General features: G+C 59.8%; 16 protein-coding genes and 1 tRNA gene. 11 read left to right on the top strand and 6 right to left on the bottom strand.

The window, feature by feature from the left end:
- Positions 1-251: 251 nt before the first annotated feature.
- Positions 252-668 (bottom strand): DUF2000 domain-containing protein, encoded by a 417-nt coding sequence (locus PH562_RS10985; RefSeq protein ID WP_285172974.1) that lies wholly within the window; start codon positions 666-668, stop codon positions 252-254.
- A 130-nt stretch (positions 669-798) separates the two neighbouring features.
- Between PH562_RS10985 and PH562_RS10990 the strand changes: the two genes are divergently transcribed.
- The 3 genes from PH562_RS10990 (at position 799) to PH562_RS11000 (ending at position 3561) form a co-directional block, all read left to right on the top strand.
- Positions 799-1278 carry an Lrp/AsnC family transcriptional regulator gene (locus PH562_RS10990; RefSeq protein ID WP_285172975.1) on the top strand — a complete coding sequence of 160 codons (480 nt, stop codon included), beginning with the start codon at positions 799-801 and terminating at the stop codon, positions 1276-1278.
- Positions 1279-1390: 112 nt separating this feature from the next.
- Positions 1391-2458: a cyclic nucleotide-gated ion channel gene (locus PH562_RS10995; RefSeq protein ID WP_113230767.1), complete on the top strand. Its 1068-nt coding sequence runs from the start codon at positions 1391-1393 to the stop codon at positions 2456-2458.
- Between the two features lie 128 nt (positions 2459-2586).
- A complete protein-coding gene (locus PH562_RS11000; protein ID WP_285172976.1) occupies positions 2587-3561 on the top strand; it encodes an alpha/beta fold hydrolase in 975 nt (324 codons plus the stop codon).
- A gap of 5 nt (positions 3562-3566) precedes the next feature.
- Here PH562_RS11000 and hisN read toward each other — a convergent pair whose 3' ends face one another.
- From hisN to PH562_RS11015, 3 genes are all read right to left on the bottom strand, one after another.
- Positions 3567-4340, bottom strand: a complete 774-nt coding sequence (hisN, locus tag PH562_RS11005) for a histidinol-phosphatase (protein ID WP_285172978.1) — start codon at positions 4338-4340, stop codon at positions 3567-3569.
- Between the two features lie 292 nt (positions 4341-4632).
- Positions 4633-5124, bottom strand: a complete 492-nt coding sequence (locus tag PH562_RS11010; RefSeq protein ID WP_285172979.1) for a YcxB family protein — start codon at positions 5122-5124, stop codon at positions 4633-4635.
- A 111-nt stretch (positions 5125-5235) separates the two neighbouring features.
- A complete protein-coding gene (locus tag PH562_RS11015) occupies positions 5236-6135 on the bottom strand; it encodes an N-formylglutamate amidohydrolase (RefSeq protein ID WP_285172981.1) in 900 nt (299 codons plus the stop codon).
- Between the two features lie 272 nt (positions 6136-6407).
- Between PH562_RS11015 and cpdR1 the strand changes: the two genes are divergently transcribed.
- On the top strand, positions 6408-6770 hold the full coding sequence (gene cpdR1 / locus PH562_RS11020) for a response regulator CpdR1 (RefSeq protein WP_004117561.1): 363 nt from the start codon (positions 6408-6410) through the stop codon (positions 6768-6770).
- A gap of 83 nt (positions 6771-6853) precedes the next feature.
- Positions 6854-6928 (top strand) — tRNA-Val (locus tag PH562_RS11025).
- 139 nt (positions 6929-7067) lie between these two features.
- On the opposite strand, the gene PH562_RS11030 is transcribed toward PH562_RS11025, so the two are convergent.
- Positions 7068-7379, bottom strand: coding sequence for a hypothetical protein (locus tag PH562_RS11030; protein WP_285172982.1), 312 nt, complete (start codon positions 7377-7379; stop codon positions 7068-7070).
- A 213-nt stretch (positions 7380-7592) separates the two neighbouring features.
- Between PH562_RS11030 and PH562_RS11035 the strand changes: the two genes are divergently transcribed.
- Together PH562_RS11035 and PH562_RS11040 are read left to right on the top strand one after the other, a co-directional pair.
- The gene (locus PH562_RS11035) at positions 7593-7838 is read left to right on the top strand and encodes a hypothetical protein (RefSeq protein WP_113230771.1); all 246 of its coding nucleotides are present in this window, start codon (positions 7593-7595) and stop codon (positions 7836-7838) included.
- Between the two features lie 176 nt (positions 7839-8014).
- Positions 8015-8485, top strand: coding sequence for a hypothetical protein (locus tag PH562_RS11040; protein WP_113230772.1), 471 nt, complete (start codon positions 8015-8017; stop codon positions 8483-8485).
- A gap of 44 nt (positions 8486-8529) precedes the next feature.
- Here PH562_RS11040 and PH562_RS11045 read toward each other — a convergent pair whose 3' ends face one another.
- The gene (locus PH562_RS11045) at positions 8530-8781 is read right to left on the bottom strand and encodes a hypothetical protein (protein ID WP_285172984.1); all 252 of its coding nucleotides are present in this window, start codon (positions 8779-8781) and stop codon (positions 8530-8532) included.
- Positions 8782-9202: 421 nt separating this feature from the next.
- Here PH562_RS11045 and PH562_RS11050 point away from each other — a divergent pair, with 421 nt between their 5' ends.
- The 4 genes from PH562_RS11050 (at position 9203) to PH562_RS11065 (ending at position 17967) form a co-directional block, all read left to right on the top strand.
- Positions 9203-10303, top strand: coding sequence for a DUF475 domain-containing protein (locus tag PH562_RS11050; RefSeq protein WP_285172985.1), 1101 nt, complete (start codon positions 9203-9205; stop codon positions 10301-10303).
- Between the two features lie 302 nt (positions 10304-10605).
- Positions 10606-12033, top strand: coding sequence for a mannose-1-phosphate guanylyltransferase/mannose-6-phosphate isomerase (locus PH562_RS11055; protein WP_113230775.1), 1428 nt, complete (start codon positions 10606-10608; stop codon positions 12031-12033).
- A 182-nt stretch (positions 12034-12215) separates the two neighbouring features.
- Positions 12216-15536 (top strand): transglutaminase family protein, encoded by a 3321-nt coding sequence (locus PH562_RS11060; RefSeq protein WP_285172986.1) that lies wholly within the window; start codon positions 12216-12218, stop codon positions 15534-15536.
- Between the two features lie 13 nt (positions 15537-15549).
- Positions 15550-17967, top strand: coding sequence for a circularly permuted type 2 ATP-grasp protein (locus PH562_RS11065; RefSeq protein WP_285172988.1), 2418 nt, complete (start codon positions 15550-15552; stop codon positions 17965-17967).
- Position 17968 lies beyond the last annotated feature (1 nt).

The following is a 17968-nucleotide window of genomic DNA, read 5'->3' on the forward strand; positions in this document are numbered from 1 at the left end:
AAAAGATGGGGATCGCTTTTCCCGAGTTCAAGCCCCCTGTGCCCCGACCCTCATTTTGTGGAAAATCGCTGCGTGAACCGCAGATGAACGGATGGTTCGGAACCCGTTCAGGCTGGCTGGCCTATCGTCAAAACCATCGGAACACCATCGTCCGATGACTGAAGTGTATCGTCCCTTCTTCTTCAGTCCTTGCTCGGCCGGCGAAGCGGATCTCTCTATCTCCGCAAGCCGGCCTTTTTTCTTCGCGGACACTACCGCAGCAGCTTCAGCGAACCGGTGAGCGATTTCACCCATTTCGAAGGCCCCGCCAGCCCGAGGCCGTCGATCGCCTCCCCGGCGAGATCGCGATCCGGAAACGTCGCCTCATATTCCCTGTAATCGTGCAGCGAGCGGGCAAAGGCAGGAAAAGGAACGATCGCGCGGTCGTTTTCCACCGGCAAGGTCTTCAGCAACAGAGATCGTATGGTTTCCGCATCCGCCTGCAGTATCGGGACGGGCATGTTCGAACTGATGTCGATGGTACGAGCCTCCCTGTCGGTCAATTGCCTGGCCGCGAGTGCAGGAAACTTTGCACCCAACCCAATCGAGATGGCGCCGGCAGTGTTGGCGATCAGACCGAGCGGTAATACCGGATTGATGACGATTGCTAGGCGAATATCGGGAAGCATGGAGACCTGCTGGTGTTGACATGTGGGATCGCAAGATATCTCTCTTGCCGGGAATAATCTTACCTTTCATTGCCACACATTCGGATAATATGGTAGGATCTACCTTATATCCGCAATTCCAAGGTTAAATATGCCCACTACCCTTGAACCCATCGATCTGAAGATTCTCGGCGCGCTTCAGAAGGATGGGCGCCTGACGAACCAAGCGCTTTCATCCGAAGTCGGGCTCTCGACATCTCCGTGCTGGCGGCGCGTGCGCCAGCTGGAAGAAACCGGCGTGATCCAGGGTTATACGGCCACGCTCGACAGGCGCCAGATCGGCCTCGGCGTTCTCGCCTTCATCAGGGTGAAAATCGACAGCCACAGCGAGGCGGAAGCCGAGGAATTCTCCCGCGACGTGCTGAAACTCAGCGAGGTCGTCGCCTGCTACAGCATCGCCGGCGATGCGGATTTCCTGCTGCAAGTGGTCGCGACCGATCTCGACAGCTATGCCGATTTCGCCATGGCGGTGGTGCGCCGGCTGCCACGCATCAAGGAGATGCAGACGACCTTCGTGCTGAAGGAAATCAAGCCTTTCAAGGGTCTTCCGCTTGAGGTCGGGCAGCGATAACACGCAACGCTTGCCTGCGGCGCATATCCTGCGAGCCCTTTACGTTTGGATCGAAGCCATCCTATTCTCAGGCGAGTGGCTGCCCCCCTGGGGTGTTGCTCGGGGGTATTGAATGTCGGCGCTCTCTTTTTCGAAGATTTCCTCATCGCTGAATGCGCTGCTGGCTGCCATCGGTCTGCTGACGGTAGCAGTGCTTACGACACCTGATATAAACGAAAAGACTAGGCTCATCCTGGAACTCCTGCTTGCCGCCGTCTGGGCCGTCTATGTCCTGCAATTGATCGAGACGCTGGTCATGCACCGCGCAAGGGGCGTTCGCGGCAGGATACCGGAAATCGCGGTCGACATCCTGGCCGTTCTGGTCCCTCTGGCCGCCTTCCTTCTCATCCGCGGGCGCGACCAAAGCCTCTATTGCGCCATCTGGCTTTTGAAGCCGCTGCGCGGTTCAACCTTTTTCCGGTTACTGGGCAGGGTCCTGACCAAGGAGGCGCGCAACCTGATCGGCGTCACCTCGATTTTCGGCATCGTTCTGTTCGCCGCAGCGCTTGCTGCTTACATCATCGAACGCGACGTCCAGCCTGACAAGTTCGGCAGCATTCCCCTCGCAATGTGGTGGGCCGTGACGACGCTGTCGACCACGGGCTATGGCGACGAGATCCCGCAAAGTCTCGCCGGCCGCACACTTGCCGGGCTGGTCATGATGTGCGGTATCGGCATCTTTGCCTTATGGGCCGGCATTCTCGCCACCGGTTTCTACGAAGAGGTTCGCCGCCAGGACTTCGTGCGCAACTGGCAGCTGGTGGCGGGAGTGCCGTTGTTTCAGAAGCTCGGCTCAGGCGCCCTCATCGAAATTGTACGGGCGCTGCGACCTCGCGTCGTGCCGGCCGGCGGCATCATCTGCCGCAAGGGCGAGGCCGGCGATCAGATGTACTTCATCGTCGAGGGTCGCGTCAGCGTCGCCACGCCGAACCCGGTGGAACTCGGCTCCGGCAGCTTCTTCGGGGAAATGGCGCTGATCACCGGCGAGCCCCGCTCGGCAACCGTCAGCGCCGCGACCGAAGTCTCGCTGCTGTCGCTCTATGCGTCAGATTTCCAGATGCTGTCGAGTAGCAGCCCGGAGATCGCCGAGATCATTCGCCAGACGGCGCTGGAACGGCGCGGCGCGGTATCGAAGAGCTGATACGGACGATCTTCATGGTGTCGGCCTTTGAGCGCATCGTTCGGAGAAAGCCATAAACCTGTTGCAATTCCCCCAGCCTGCGCTATCCCCTTGAGACGAGATATTGGTCAGCGAGGCGCGACACCGTCATGGATTCGATCCTCTATTCCGCAGCAGACAATCCGGTGCCGGAAAACCGCACCGAAGGATTCTTCGAAAGTTTCGACGGGCGCAAGCTGCGCTATGCCGTCTTCCGCTGCGAGCAGCCGGTCGCCAAGGGAACCGTTGTGCTGCTGCAGGGCCGTAATGAATTCATCGAGAAATATTTCGAGACGATCCGCGACCTCACAGCCAAGGGCCTTTGGGTCGCGACCTTCGATCTGCGCGGCCAGGGTGGATCGGAGAGATTGCTGAAGGACCCCTTGCGCGGCCATATCTGGCACTTTTCCGATTATGAGCGCGATCTGACCGCCTTCCTTGACAAGATCGTCCTGCCGGATACGCGTCTGCCCTTTTTTCTGCTCGCCCATTCGACGGGCGGTCTGATTGCCCTGTCCGCGGCGCCGAGGCTTGCGACACGAATTGAGCGCATGGTGCTGTCTGCTCCGTTCATCGGCTTGACCGGCCATGGCGCCTCTCCTGGCTTTATCCGCTTTCTGTCCGGCGCGGTCTGCGGTATCGGCCTTGGCCGCATCCAGTTCAGCAAGAAGTTCAAGGAAAGGCCATTTGCTGAAAACCCGCTGACGACGGACGAGCAGCGCTACCGGCGTAACACAGGCATCGGCACCGCCTACCCACAGCTTTGTCTGGGACCGCCGACGGCACGTTGGCTGTCGCAGGCATTGCGGGCGATCGAACGGGTCAACAGGCCCGAACATCTGTTTTCGATCCAGATTCCCACGGTTCTGATCGCGCCGACGCGCGACGGTGTGGTGCCCTATGCCGATCAGGAGCGGCTGTCGCGCTATTTCCGCGCCGCACAGCTGGTGCCGGTTCACGGTGCCAAGCATGAAATCCTGCAGGAACGGGATGTCTATCGCAACCAGGCACTTGCCGCGATCCACGCCTTCATCCCCGGCAGCGACGCCGAAACCAATGCCTACGAAACAGAAGCGGAAGCCTAGGCGGCTTAGCGAGACAGGACAGCCAAAGCCTGCTCATAAACGGCGCGGCTGCCTGCGGCGATGATCGTTCCGCCCATTTCCGGCCGGCCGCCATCCCAGGTGGTCATGATGCCGCCGGCCTGCTCGATGACCGGAATGATGCCGCCGACATCATAGGGTTTCAGCGAATTCTCGATGACGAGATCGATATGACCGGCCGCCAGCAGTGCATAGGCATAGCAATCGCAGCCGTAGCGGAAGAGCCGCACCTGACTTTCGATCTCGCGATATTTGGCAAGCTCCTCACCGACGAAGAGATGCGGCGAGGTGGTGAAGAGGATGGCATTCGAAAGGCTGCCGCAATCGCGGACCTGCAGCCGCCTCTCGCCGTCCGGACCGGAATAGGTAGCGCCATTGCCATCGGCAAAATAGCGCTCGCCAGTGAAGGGCTGGTCGATCAGGCCCATGACGGCGCGGCCGTTCTTCTGCAGGCCGATCAGCGTTCCCCACACCGGGACGCCCGAGATGAAAGCGCGCGTGCCGTCGATCGGATCGATGACCCAGACATGCTCGCGGTCGAGCCCCACATTGCCATGCTCTTCGCCCAAAATGCCATGTTCCGGAAATTCGGCGTCGATCAATGCGCGAATCGCCTGTTCGGCCGCACGGTCCCCTTCCGTCACGGGGTCAAAGCCCTGGGCTTCCTTATTGACCACATCGATGCCGGCACGAAAGCGCGGCAGGGTTTCGGCCTTGGCCGCTTCGGCCAGACGATAGAAGAACGAGCGATCGGGAAGCATGGTGAATCCGGATAGGTGGCAGGATGGCGATGTCATACCGCATATAGGCCGTGAAGCAAACCGGATGATGACGCGCTGGGCGCAATGCCTGCAGATCAGGCAGTATTTTTGAATTTGCCTAAATATTTTGCACTGCAATAAAGTGCTTGACATTTGTGCAATGCAGCAGCAATATCCTCATGCAGTCTTTCGACTGTAAATACCCTCCTTGGGTGTTTCCTCCCTAGACTTAGCCGCGCCACGAGCGCGGTTCTTTTTTGCCTGACCTACCTATTTGCAAGGGAATCCGCATTCATTGCGGCATCGTAGAGGGCACTTTCGATTTCACAAAATTGAGATCATTGATGTCTGCCGTCTGGGTGGGCAGTGTCATGAATTGGTTGATGGCTATAAATATCATCCAATAGGTTGGCCGCTGCCAGATTTCGGTAACGGTGGACCAGGGAACTTTGACCGACCTCAACTCGGACGCCACGTCAAACCCCTCATCGTGAAAAGCAAACGTCGCCTGTCGGGTCGACATCTTGCGGAACTTTCCGACCGTGTTGCGGCAATGCGCAGCCCATACGATAATAATCATAGCCGGATAGAGAAGAACGAGGCCACCGAAAACGCCGGTCAGCCATCCGGTGCCATCACACCAAAGCTGCCAAAGAAATAGCAAGATTATTGCAATTTCCGAGACCCAGAGGCGCCGATTGACGATCAGCCGCCGCCAGACAAAGACCGTCACGGCATCGCGCACCATTTCTTCCGTGTAGGTGACAGTGATAGTCCGACGCATCGCCCACCCACTACGCTCTGCCTATCGCCAAGCTTCGAATTCCGACGTCACCCATAAGCAGATTTTGCCTAGCCGCGCATCCCTTCGGCGAGCTCAATGACGACGAAACGGTCACTCCGCCGCCAGCGCCGGATCGCCCGTGTAGGATTCCACATGCTCGGCCATGCGCTTCATGAACAGCGTGATGGCGGCGGCGACCTTGTCAAAATCGGCACGCTTCTCCAGCGTCGTTTCGTCGACGTAAAGCGACCGGTTGACCTCGATCTGCAGGGCATGCAGCCCGCGGGAGGGGCGGCCGTAATGTTCGGTGATGAAGCCACCGGCATAGGGCTTGTTGCGCACGGCGTTGAAGCCGAGCTCCTCGAGGATCTGCATGGCCGCGCGCGAAAGCTCCGCCGAGGCGCTGGTGCCGTAGCGATCGCCGAGAATGAAATCCGGCCGCATGTTGCTACCGGCGATACGGATATTGCCCGGCATGGAATGACAATCGACCAGCACGCCGAAGCCGAATTTCACATGGGTGCGCGCGATCAGCCGCCGCAGCGTGGCGTGGTAAGGCTTGTAGATGGTATCGATTCGCTTCAGCGCATCCTCGACCGGAACGCGACGCGCATAGATCTCCATATTCTCGGCAACGATTCGCGGGATCGTGCCGAGACCGCCGGCGACCCGCAGCGAGTTGATGTTCGCATAGGACGGCAAGGCACCATCGAACATGCGCGGATCGAGCTCATAGGGCTCGCGATTGACGTCGATATAGGCGCGCGGAAAATTGGCAAACAGCAGCGGCGCACCGAGAGAGCTTGCCGCCGAAAAAAGCTCGTCGACATAATGATCCTCGGAGCGGCGGATAGCGATGCCCTGCAGACGGGATTGGGCGACGAAATCGGGGGGATAGACGCGACCACTATGAGGCGAGCTGTAGACAAACGGTATCGTCTGGGAGGCTGGCTCCAATACCTCGAAAATCTCGAAACTGCGCATTTCCGCGGACATCAACGTCTTTACCATGTCAACAACTTGTCGCAGTAATCATGTTGCCAGTTGCATGACCGCAAGTCCATAGTAACTTGAGCGAAATGGCCTTAATCCAAAACACCGTATTCGGAATCTCGGATGCCCGGTCAGCGAAAACGCAGGACGTTTTCGTGGAATGCACTTGTGCTTCGAACAAATGCTGGAATGGCGCGTTTTGGCTGACCATTCACGGCTTGTTTACGGCGCCGCGGTACCCTAAACGCTGGACGAGTCCAAAAAGACAAAGTTGATTAGCGATAGAGATGATGACCCAGAAGATACTTCTTGCCGAAGACGACAACGACATGCGTCGCTTTCTCGTGAAGGCACTCGAAAAAGCCGGCTACAAGGTCTTGTCCTTTGACAATGGAGCCAGCGCTTACGACCGGCTGCGCGAAGAGCCGTTCTCGCTGCTTTTGACCGACATCGTTATGCCCGAGATGGACGGCATCGAGCTGGCGCGGCGCGCCACCGAGCTCGACCCCGATCTGAAAGTCATGTTCATCACCGGTTTTGCCGCAGTCGCCTTGAACCCCGATTCGAAGGCGCCGAAGGATGCAAAGGTCCTTTCCAAGCCTTTCCACCTTCGCGAGCTCGTCGACGAAGTTAACAAACTCCTTGCCGCGTAAGGCTTTCGGCGGCCACGTCACAAAACCGAAAAAAGCCTATTGACGGCCACCGAGGTTTTGTGATCTATGCGCCGCCATCGGATGGGCGTGTAGCTCAGCGGGAGAGCACTACGTTGACATCGTAGGGGTCACAGGTTCAATCCCTGTCACGCCCACCATCCTAATTCGCTGAAAAGCAAGGCCTTTCGAGAAATCGAAAGGCCTTTTTCATTTCCTGTCGTTTGGCTATGGCTGCGCATGTCACGGGAGTTTTTACATTGGCAAAATGTTCGCCAGGCCGCGACCGTTTGTCGACGGTCAGCGATCCAGAATATGCCGCAGCACCGCCGTCGTCGGGTAGGCATAGACGCCACGATCAACGAAGCCTTGGCGATACAGGCAATTCCTGAGAGCCAGCCAATATAGCGTGCTGTTCGCATCCGGCGATCCACGCCGCCAGGAATAGGCTTCGGGCTCGCAATGATTGAGAGCCCTGTCGTATCTTGCCAGCACCACCGGATCGCTGTCGGCGCGAATGCCGCCATGATAGGTCTGGTAATTCGAAGGCGCCTCACCGGCAGAGACGCATGCCAGGCTCAAAATCGCTCCCAGCGATAACATCATTCTCATGTGTTTCGATCTCCAACTAGCCGCGTCTCGAAAAATTCGAGCGCAGGTCGAGAATAGTAGCCTTTTGAAAGATAGCCAATCACATGCTGCTGTTCGTTGCGATTGCGAGTTGAACGGAGCCTGCGACACAAGTTCCCGCCACAAGCCGCTTGACTTCCGGCCGCGCCGTCATCCTACTGTCATATCGGCGCATCGATCATACGGGAGGACGAGATGACGGTGGTGAAGCGGCAGTTCTACAAGAACCACAAGCCCAACGGCGATGAATATATGTTTCACCTCGCCCGCGACACCGAAAGCGGGGAGGTCTATGTCATTCGCCAGGCGGATTATGTCGTCGACGGCGGCAGCGAGACGAGCATGACCCTTTATGAATTCCTGGCAGGGGGCGGCAATCGCCAGAATGCCCTGCTGCAGTTGATCGGCTCGCTCGTGCCGGAATCGGCGCAGCAACATTAGCGCACTTCGCGCAGGGATCGCAGCTAGCCTTGCGATAGCGAGATGTGTGACGTCAGACGCTGAAACGCCCAGCGTGAATCCGAGCGATTTCAGCGGGCTTCGGGTTTGCGTCCGCTTCGGGTTGACTGCCACATTTGGATCGGCGAATCTGCCAGGGCTTGAAAGGAGCCCCTCTTATGCGATTCGCAGGCATTGCTTTTGGATTGACCGTCTTGGCCGCAACCTCGGCCGGCGCAGTGGATGATTTCCCATCGAAAGGCGTCACCGTCGTTAGCGGAAAATGCTCCAAGCTCGTGGTCGGCAAGCTCGATGCCTCCAAGGGATGCAAGGCCGAAATCGCCAGCGTTACCGGCCCCGATGGATCCGTGACCTTCATCTTCACGTCCGGCGGCAAGATGCTCGGCTTCCAAGGCAACGGGAAGGGCATCAAGGCAGGCGGCCAGAAGGGGACGGCGCAGTTACCGATCGACGTCATCTCGACCGGTGCCGGCGGCAAGATATCGGGCCAGGTCGAAGCGAAGGGCGCCTGCACCTTCGCCAACCCCTATGCCGGCAAGCCGGTCGCCATCGAATGCTCGGCGAAATCGACCGAAATGAGCTTCAACGGCAGCTTCACATCCGACGGCAAGGCACCTCGGCACAAGTAGCGGTCATTCGCCGCACGGCCAGCACCCGAGTTCCAGCACCCGAATTAATGCCGCGGCGTAGTCTTTTGCTTCCGGCCATGATTGGCATCGCCCGGTGCCTCGCGCGACAGATCTGCGCCGTTGACGTGTGCGGGAACGTGCACATCCTCGTGGGTCACGGGATGCAGAGTAAGATCCACCTGATGCGGCGGCAGTACCTGAGCTTGGCGTAGCGTATTCGGCCGTGCCTTTTTCTGCCGTTCCGTCAGTTCCGGTTTTTGCGTTTGCGACTTGTGGTGAATGGGTGTCGGGCTCATCGGAGCTTCTCCTGTCTGTCGCTGTTGTCGGGATGATGATCCGCCTGGGATTTTGAAGCGGCGGGCGGCACAAGGCCGCTTGATGGGCAAACGCAGGCCCTCTCTGTTTGGTTCCTCAAATTCGCAATTATCAAGGGCGGTTGCTGTCGCCACGATTTCAACTCTTGACCTGCATCGCAACTTCACTAACTATGAAACATCTCCGCGCCTCCCTGACATCGGCGACGGATTGAACTTTGGTGCCGGGCCCCTCTGGCGAGAGTTTTCACGGCGCTCTCGCGATGTCGGTACCGCCTGCAGATGAGCCGGCGGACTTCGTTTTCATGATCAGCTTGACCATGCCTGACCCGCATGCCGTCTTCGGTATGCGGCTATGCGCGCAATCCGGATGGATTCACTCCCTTTGCGACGAGGCGTGCCCATGAGCTCGCCCACCGCTTCAAAATCCGTGCTCGGCTATTTCGGTTGGGCCTTCGCCGTAACCGTCGGCGGCCTGGCGCTTGGTGCGCTGTTGGGCTGGAACACCACCGGCACCTTCAGCGGTCTTGCAACAGCCTTCTTCATCTGTGCCGTCCTGGCCGTGCTCGAAATCTCGCTCTCCTTCGATAATGCCATCGTCAATGCCAACAAGCTGAAGGAGATGACGCCTGTCTGGCAGCGTCGCTTCCTGACCTGGGGCATCATCATCGCCGTCTTCGGCATGCGAATCGTCTTTCCGCTGGCGATCGTCGCCATCGCCGCCTGGATCGATCCATGGGAAGCGTTGAAACTCGCCGCGACCAGGCCCGAGCAATATGCAGAGATCATGCAAGCGGCGCATCTGCCGATCGCCGCCTTCGGCGGCACCTTCCTGATGATGGTGGGCCTGACCTACTTCTTCAATCACGAAAAGGACGTGCACTGGATCAGCTTCATTGAAAAAAGGATGGCGCATTTCGCCACCGTCAAGGGCGTTGAGATCGCCTTCGTGCTGATCATGGTTCTCATCTTCACTTCCGTGCTCGACGGTGACGACGCCACGACCTTCCTGCATGCCTCGATCTACGGCCTCCTGACTTTCCTGCTCGTGGAGGTTCTGGCCGGCTTCCTCGACGCCTCGCAAAGAACGATGAGCGCGGCGGCAAAGGGTGGCTTCGGCGCTTTTCTCTATCTCGAAATCCTCGATGCCAGCTTCTCCTTCGACGGCGTCATCGGCGCCTTCGCTCTTACCCAGAACCTCTTCATCATCGCGATCGGCCTCGGCATCGGCGCCATGTACGTCCGCTCCATGACGATCATGCTGGTGGAAAAGGGCACGCTCGCCCACTATCGCTACCTCGAACATGGCGCCTTCTACGCCATCCTGATCCTTTCGGTGATCATGTACGTGCAGACGCTGACGCATATACCGGAGGTCATAACCGGCCTTGGCGGCGCCGCCCTGATCGGCATCTCGCTCTGGTCCTCGATCCGGTACAACAGGCGCAATGGTCTCAACCATGCGCCGGTGCATGATGAAGAGCACGACAGGGCGGAAGCTTGATCTCCGACGTGTGATGATCACCCCATGGCCTCGCTGGCCTATGGTGGATCTTGAGGGGGCGGAGTCGGACCTATCGATTCTGCCTCTCTCCCCTCGCCTTCGGAAAGGCGCATGCAGCGGACTTTCATCGGGATTTCTGCGCTAAGATCGCCGAATGTTTACGCTGCTGGCATATTAGCGCTAGCGTTTTGCCGAAAAATATCGCAATGGCGATTAGCGTTGTCGAAGGAGCATGGCGGAAAGCGCAACGGTTGCGCTCTTGACGGCCGGCTCTCGGTTGAAGTGTCCAGGAGAGGCAGAGTATGGCAGCAAAGATCGTTCCGGTGATCATGGCAGGGGGCAAGGGTACGCGGCTATGGCCGCTGTCGCGCGCTTCCGCCCCGAAGCAATTCATCCAGTTCATCGGCGACAAGACGCTGTTCCAGAACACTTTGGAGCGGGTGGCCGATCCCGAGCTCTACGAAGCGCCGATCGTTCTCACCAATGAAGAATTCCGCTTCCTGGTCGCAGAACAGGCCCGCGAGCTCGACCTGAAGCTCGCCGCCGTGCTGCTGGAGCCGATCGCCCGCAATACTGCCGCTGCCGTTGCCGCCGCCGCTGCGCTCGTCACCGAGCTCTTCGGCAAGGACGCGATCATGCATGTCCTCGGCTCCGATTATGAGATCGATGCCAACACCACCTATTACGATTGCGTGCGCCTGGCCCGTGACACGGCGCTGCAGGGCAAGCTCGTCACCTTCGGCATCAAGCCGACGGAACCGGCGACCGGCTATGGCTATATCGAAAGCGGCAAGGCGCTCTCGACCGGCGCACACGCCGTCAAGCGTTTTGTCGAGAAGCCCGCCTTGGACAAGGCCCAGGAGATGGTTGCCAGCGGCCATTTCTACTGGAACTCCGGCATGTTCATGTTCTCCGCCGCCCAGCTTCTCGCCGAGATGAAGGAATTTGCACCCGACGTCGAAAAGGCTGCCAGCAAGGCCGTGTCCAAATCGACGCGCGATCTCGATTTTACCCGCCTCGACGCTGACAATTTCTCCAAGAGCCCGGATATTTCCATCGACTATGCGCTGATGGAGAAAACGGCCAATGCCGCCGTCGTTCCCTCGCCCTTCACCTGGTCCGATCTCGGCAGCTGGGATGCGGTGTGGAAAGTCGGCAGCCGCGACGAAAGCGGCAACGTGTCGGCCGGTGCCACGACGCTGGTCAACACGAAGAATTCGCTCGTCATGTCGCACAGCCTGCACGTCGCCGTGCAGGGCCTTGAGGACGTCGCCGTCATCGCCAGCGAAGATGCCGTCTATGTCGGTCATCTCAAGGACAGCCAGGAAGTCGGCAAGCTCGTCAAGCTGCTCGCAAGCGAGAAGAAGACGGCCAAGCTCACCGAGACGCATCCGACCTCCTACCGCCCCTGGGGCGGCTATACCTCTGTGCTGAACGGCGAGCGCTTCCAGGTGAAGCGCATCTTCGTCCTTCCCGGCAAGAAGCTGTCGCTGCAGAAGCATCACCACCGCTCCGAGCACTGGATCGTCGTCAAGGGCACAGCTGAAGTGACGGTCGGCGAGAACGTGCAGATGCTGCGCGAAAACGAATCGATCTATATTCCGCTTGGCGAAGTGCATCGCCTGTCCAACCCGGGCAAGATCCTTCTCGAGCTCATCGAAGTGCAGACCGGATCCTATCTCGGCGAAGACGACATCATCCGCCTCGTCGACGAGTTCGGCAGAAGCTGATTGCAGGCAGCCGGATCGCGATTTCAGAGCGGCGGGCGAAAGCTCGCCGCTTTTGCTTTGGCATGCCACAGCAGGACTTTCCGAAGTGCCTGGAGACACCTTGCTTTCTTTCGCTGCATTGCACACACTGGCTATGGGAACAGCAATCACCGCACAACGATGCGGGCTAGGCGAAGAGACATATGGCGATCAAGGCAAGCATCTATCATCTCACCCATTACAAATACGACAATCCGGTCCGCCTCGGCCCCCAGATCATCCGCCTGAAACCCGCCTCCCATTCCAAGACCCGCGTACTCAGCCACGCGCTGAAGGTCACGCCGTCGAATCATTTCGTCAATCTGCAGCAAGATCCCTACGGCAACTATCTCGCCCGCTTCGTCTTTCCCGACCCGGTAACCGAGCTGAAGATCGAGGTCGATCTCATCGCCGATATGACGGTCTACAATCCCTTCGACTTCTTTGTCGAAGAGGAAGCGACGAAATGGCCCTTCGATTATCCAGAGACCATCCGCGAGGATCTGTCTATCTATATGAAGCCGGAAGAACCCGGCCCCAGACTGAAAGATTTCCTCGCCACGCTCGACCGCTCGGAACAAAAAACCGTCGATATGATCGTCGGCCTGAATGCACGGCTGCAGCAGGAGATCGGCTATGTCATCCGCATGGAAGCGGGCGTCCAGGCACCTGAGGAGACCTTGGAAAAAGCGAAAGGCTCCTGCCGCGACACGAGCTGGCTGCTCGTTCAGGTGCTGCGTCATCTCGGCCTCGCCGCCCGCTTCGTCTCCGGCTACCTCATCCAGCTGACACCGGACCTGAAGGCGCTCGACGGTCCCTCCGGCACCGAGGTCGATTTCACAGACCTGCATGCCTGGGCGGAAGTCTATCTTCCCGGCGCCGGCTGGGTCGGCCTCGATCCGACCTCCGGCCTTCTGACGGGTGAGAGCCATATCCCGCTCGCCGCCACGCCGCACTACCGCAACGCCGCACCGATCTCGGGCGGCTATTTCGGCGAAGCCAATACCGAATTCGATTTCGACATGAAGGTCGCCCGCGTCGCCGAGCATCCGCGCATCACCAAGCCCTTTTCCGACGAAAGCTGGGATGCCTTGAACGAACTCGGCGAAAAGGTTGACGCGATCCTCAAGGAAGATGACGTGCGCCTGACCATGGGCGGCGAGCCGACTTTCGTGTCGATCGACGATTTCCAGTCTGAGGAATGGAACACTGCCGCCGTCGGCCCGACCAAACGCGACCTTGCCGATCAGTTGATCAGGCGCCTGCGCGAGCGCTTCGCGCCCGGCGGCTTCCTGCATTATGGCCAGGGCAAATGGTATCCCGGCGAAAGCCTACCCCGCTGGACCTTCTCGCTTTACTGGCGCAAAGACGGACGGCCGATCTGGCAGAACCCCGCTCTGATCGCCGAAGAAACGGCACAGACGGGTGCGGACTCGGAGAGCGCCAGCAAGCTTCTGAATGCGATTGCCAAAGAACTGGCAATCGAGCCTGACATGGTGCAACCGGCCTACGAAGACCCAGCTGAATGGATCGTCAAGGAAGGGAGCCTACCCGAGAACGTTGATCCTTCCAATTCGAAGCTCAAGGATCCCGAGGAGCGCAGCCGTATCGCTCGTGTTTTCGAGCGTGGTCTGACGACTCCAACCGGCTATATATTGCCCATACAGGCATGGAACGCGCGCGCCGGCGGTACGCGCTGGGTCAGCGAAAAATGGCGCACACGCCGCGGCAAGATTTTCCTTGTGCCCGGCGATTCTCCGGTCGGCTATCGCCTGCCGCTCGGCACGCTCCCTTATGTGCCGCCGTCACGCTATCCCTATATCCACACGGCCGATCCCTCCATTCCGCGCTTGCCTCTGCCTGACGTCATCGTGCCAGCTGGCCGCACCATGCCAGAAGCCTCGTTCCAGGTGGATGAAAGCTCGCAATCGCGGGTCGAACAGACGCTCGGCGAAATCGGCGGCGCCGTCCGCACGGCGATCTCAGTCGAACCGCGTGACGGTCGGCTGTGTGTCTTCATGCCCCCGGTTGAAAAGATCGAACATTATCTCGAACTGCTGGCAGCGGCCGAGAATGCCGCGGCTGAACTTGCGCTGCCGATTCACATCGAAGGCTATTCGCCGCCACAGGACGAACGTATCAACGTCATCCGCGTCGCGCCTGACCCGGGCGTGATCGAGGTCAATATCCATCCCGCGTCGAACTGGCAGGACTGCGTCGATATCACGACGGCGGTTTACGAAGAGGCGCGGCAGACGCGTCTCGGCACGGACAAATTCCTGATCGACGGGCGTCATGCCGGCACCGGCGGCGGCAACCATGTCGTCGTTGGCGGCGCCAATCCGAACGACAGCCCGTTTCTTCGTCGTCCCGACCTGTTGAAGAGCCTGGTGCTGCACTGGCAGCGCCATCCCTCGCTCTCCTACCTCTTTTCCGGCCTGTTCGTCGGGCCGACAAGCCAGGCGCCGCGCATCGATGAAGCCCGTCACGACAGCCTCTACGAGTTGGAAATCGCGCTGGCCCAGGTGCCGGCACCCGGCCGCGGCATCCAGCCGCTTCCATGGTTGGTGGATCGCCTCTTCCGCAATCTTCTGACCGATGTCACCGGCAACACCCACCGCTCGGAAATCTGCATCGACAAGCTGTTTTCGCCGGATGGACCGACGGGACGCCTTGGCCTCGTCGAATTCCGCGGTTTCGAAATGCCGCCGAATGCCCGCATGAGCCTTGCCCAACAATTGCTGGTGCGCGCACTGATCGCCCGCTTCTGGCGCAACCCTATCGATGGCCGGTTCGTGCGCTGGGGCACGACGCTGCATGATCGCTTCATGCTACCGTATTATATCTGGCAGGATTTCCTCGACGTTCTCAGCGACCTCCGCGAAAACGGTTTCAACCTCAGACCGGAATGGTTCCAGGCGCAGCTCGAATTCCGTTTCCCCTTCTGCGGCGAAGTCGAATATGAGGGCAGCAAGCTGGAGCTGCGCCAGGCGCTGGAACCATGGCACGTCATGGGCGAAGAAGGCGCGATCGGCGGCACCGTGCGCTATGTCGATTCGTCGGTCGAGCGCCTACAGGTGCGGTTCGAAACCGCTAATCCCTCCCGCTATACGGTGACCTGCAATGGCCGTCCCGTACCGCTGACGCCGACGGGAATGGCGGGCGTTTCGGTCGCCGGCGTGCGCTACAAGGCATGGCATCCGGCCTCGGGCTTGCATCCGGTTCTGCCCATCGATACGCCGCTGACCTTCGATATCTACGATACGTGGTCACAGCGTTCGATCGGCGGATGTATCTATCATGTTGCCCATCCGGGCGGCCGCAACTACGACACCTTCCCCGTCAATGGCAACGAGGCGGAAGCGCGACGTCTTGCGCGTTTCGAGCCTTGGGGGCATACAGCAGGTAACTATGCCGTAAGACCGGAGACCGCATCGGTGGAATTCCCGCTGACGCTCGACCTCAGGCGTCCGGCGGGAATTTGAGACGGAACTGAGCATGGGTAGAAAACCGGCGATGAAACGACGGGATGAGGTGAAGACCGGCACCGCCAAGGCGCCGGCCTTTGCCTATCGTCCCCTGCCCGGTGTCGCTGACGAAATGGTCGACAATACCGGCGCGGTCCGCTCAGTCTGGCAAAACTTCCTCTCGGCGCTGACGCGCATGACGGAAGAGGGATTGACCGAGCGCTTCGCCCGCGCCGACCGCTATTTGCGCGATGCAGGCGTCTTCTATCGCGCTTATGGGACAGCTGGTGTCAGCGAACGCAACTGGCCGATCTCCCATATCCCCGTACTCATCGACGAGCGCGAATGGCAGGCTCTCTCCGAAGGCCTGCAGCAGCGCGCCGATCTGCTCGAAGAAGTCATTGCCGATGTCTACGGCGACAGTAGGCTGGTCAGCGAAGGATTGTTGCCGCCGGCCTTGATTGCCGCCAATCCGGAGTTCCTGCGCCCGCTCGTCGGCGTCAAGCCTGCAAACGGCCATTACCTGCATTTCCTGGCTTTCGAGGTCGGCCGCGGTCCTGATGGCAATTGGTGGGTGCTGGCCGACCGCGCGCAGGCGCCATCCGGCGCCGGTTTCGCGCTGGAAACCCGTGTCGCCACCACCCGCGCCTTCTCCGATATCTACGCCGAAACCAAGGTTCATCGCCTTGCCTCCTTCTTCGGTGCCTTCCGCGATGCCCTGCTCGGCGGTAAGCGAAGCGGTGAGGGCCGCGTTGCGGTACTGACGCCAGGGCCCGCCAACGAAACCTATTACGAGCACGCCTATATCGCCCGCTATCTCGGCTTCATGCTGCTCGAAGGCGAGGACATCACTGTCGTCAACGATCAGCTGATGGTGCGCACCGTTGCAGGGCTGCGGCCGATCAGTGTCCTGTGGCGCCGCCTCGATGCGTCCTACGCCGATCCATTGGAGCTCAACCAGCATTCCCATATCGGCACGCCCGGCCTCGTCGAAGCCCTGCGGGCTCAGACGGTGACCATCGTCAATGCGCTCGGCTCCGGCATTCTCGAGACGCGCGCCCTGCTCGCCTTCATGCCGACCATCTGTCGGCATCTGCGTGGTGAGGAATTGAAGTTACCCTCGATCGCGACCTGGTGGTGCGGCCAGAAAAGCGAGCGCGAACATGTCGCTGAAAACATCGAGAAGATGGTCATCGGCCCGGCCTATTCCCGAATGCCCTTCTTCGATGACAACGGCCAATCCGTGCTGGGCTCGACGCTGCGCAGCACCGCCCGCGATTCGATCGCGGACTGGTTGGCAACCGAAGGTCAAAAATTGGTCGGCCAGGAGGTCGTGACACTGTCGACGACGCCGGCCTGGGTCAACGGCAAGCTGACACCGCGGCCGATGAGCTTGCGTGTCTTCGCTGCCCGCACGGAAAACGGCTGGCAGATCATGCCGGGTGGCTTTGCCCGCATCGGCAGCGGCGACGATGTCGCGGCGATTGCCATGCAGGCCGGCGGTTCGGCTGCGGATGTCTGGATCGTCTCCGACAAACCCGTCGAGGCGCATACGTTGCTGCCGGCCGAAGAAACCTTCACCCGCAACATGCCGGGTAGCCTGCCGAGCCGGGCGGCCGATAATCTTTTCTGGCTCGGCCGCTATATCGAGCGCGCCGAAGGTGCGCTGCGCATCCTGCGCGCCTGGCATGGGCGTTTTGCCGAAGCAGCCGATCCGAACCAGCCGCTGCTTGCCGATGTCAGCGCCTATCTTGCCGCCATCGACATCGATACCAAGCAGGCGGTGCCGGAAAATCTGCTGCGCAACATTGACAGCGCCGTCTATTCGGCGAGCAACATCCGTGATCGTTTCTCTCCGGATGGCTGGCTGGCGCTGAATGATCTCGCCAAGACGGCACGCCGCTTCAAGGAGGGCGTGAAGTCCGGCGACGATGCCAGCCATGCCATGACGATCCTGCTGCGCAAGCTCGCGGGCTTTGCCGGCCTCGTGCATGAAAACATGTACCGCTTCACCGGCTGGCGCTTCCTGTCGCTCGGCCGCTATATCGAGCGCGGCCTGCACATGACCCGGCTGCTCGGCCATATGTCCGGCCCCGATGCGCCCGACGGAGCGCTCGACATGTTGCTGGAGATCGGCGACAGCGTCATGACCCATCGCCGCCGCTACAACGTCAATACCGCTCGTCTGACAGTGACGGATTTGCTCGCACTCGATCCGCTTAATCCGCGCTCGATCCTCTTCCAGATGAACGAGATCCACCGCGAGGTCGAGCAATTGCCGAATGCCTACGTCAACGGCCAAATGTCGCCCTTTTTCCGCGAAGCTATGCGCCTGCATTCCGGGTTGGCTGTCATGACGCCCGAAGCGATGACGGTCGAAGTCTACCAGCAGCTGGCGCGCGAACTGGAGCGGCTCTCCGACCTGCTGGCACGCACCTACCTCGGATGAC

The organism is Rhizobium centroccidentale, assembly GCF_030182565.1.
Classification (GTDB): domain Bacteria; phylum Pseudomonadota; class Alphaproteobacteria; order Rhizobiales; family Rhizobiaceae; genus Rhizobium.

Coding starts and splice junctions, on each gene's coding strand:
- PH562_RS10985 (WP_285172974.1), bottom strand. CDS start 668: ATGCTTCCCGATATTCGCCTAGCAATCGTCATCAATCCGGTATTACCG.
- PH562_RS10990 (WP_285172975.1), top strand. CDS start 799: ATGCCCACTACCCTTGAACCCATCGATCTGAAGATTCTCGGCGCGCTT.
- PH562_RS10995 (WP_113230767.1), top strand. CDS start 1,391: ATGTCGGCGCTCTCTTTTTCGAAGATTTCCTCATCGCTGAATGCGCTG.
- PH562_RS11000 (WP_285172976.1), top strand. CDS start 2,587: ATGGATTCGATCCTCTATTCCGCAGCAGACAATCCGGTGCCGGAAAAC.
- hisN (WP_285172978.1), bottom strand. CDS start 4,340: ATGCTTCCCGATCGCTCGTTCTTCTATCGTCTGGCCGAAGCGGCCAAG.
- PH562_RS11010 (WP_285172979.1), bottom strand. CDS start 5,124: ATGCGTCGGACTATCACTGTCACCTACACGGAAGAAATGGTGCGCGAT.
- PH562_RS11015 (WP_285172981.1), bottom strand. CDS start 6,135: ATGGTAAAGACGTTGATGTCCGCGGAAATGCGCAGTTTCGAGATTTTC.
- cpdR1 (WP_004117561.1), top strand. CDS start 6,408: ATGACCCAGAAGATACTTCTTGCCGAAGACGACAACGACATGCGTCGC.
- PH562_RS11030 (WP_285172982.1), bottom strand. CDS start 7,379: ATGAGAATGATGTTATCGCTGGGAGCGATTTTGAGCCTGGCATGCGTC.
- PH562_RS11035 (WP_113230771.1), top strand. CDS start 7,593: ATGACGGTGGTGAAGCGGCAGTTCTACAAGAACCACAAGCCCAACGGC.
- PH562_RS11040 (WP_113230772.1), top strand. CDS start 8,015: ATGCGATTCGCAGGCATTGCTTTTGGATTGACCGTCTTGGCCGCAACC.
- PH562_RS11045 (WP_285172984.1), bottom strand. CDS start 8,781: ATGAGCCCGACACCCATTCACCACAAGTCGCAAACGCAAAAACCGGAA.
- PH562_RS11050 (WP_285172985.1), top strand. CDS start 9,203: ATGAGCTCGCCCACCGCTTCAAAATCCGTGCTCGGCTATTTCGGTTGG.
- PH562_RS11055 (WP_113230775.1), top strand. CDS start 10,606: ATGGCAGCAAAGATCGTTCCGGTGATCATGGCAGGGGGCAAGGGTACG.
- PH562_RS11060 (WP_285172986.1), top strand. CDS start 12,216: ATGGCGATCAAGGCAAGCATCTATCATCTCACCCATTACAAATACGAC.
- PH562_RS11065 (WP_285172988.1), top strand. CDS start 15,550: ATGGGTAGAAAACCGGCGATGAAACGACGGGATGAGGTGAAGACCGGC.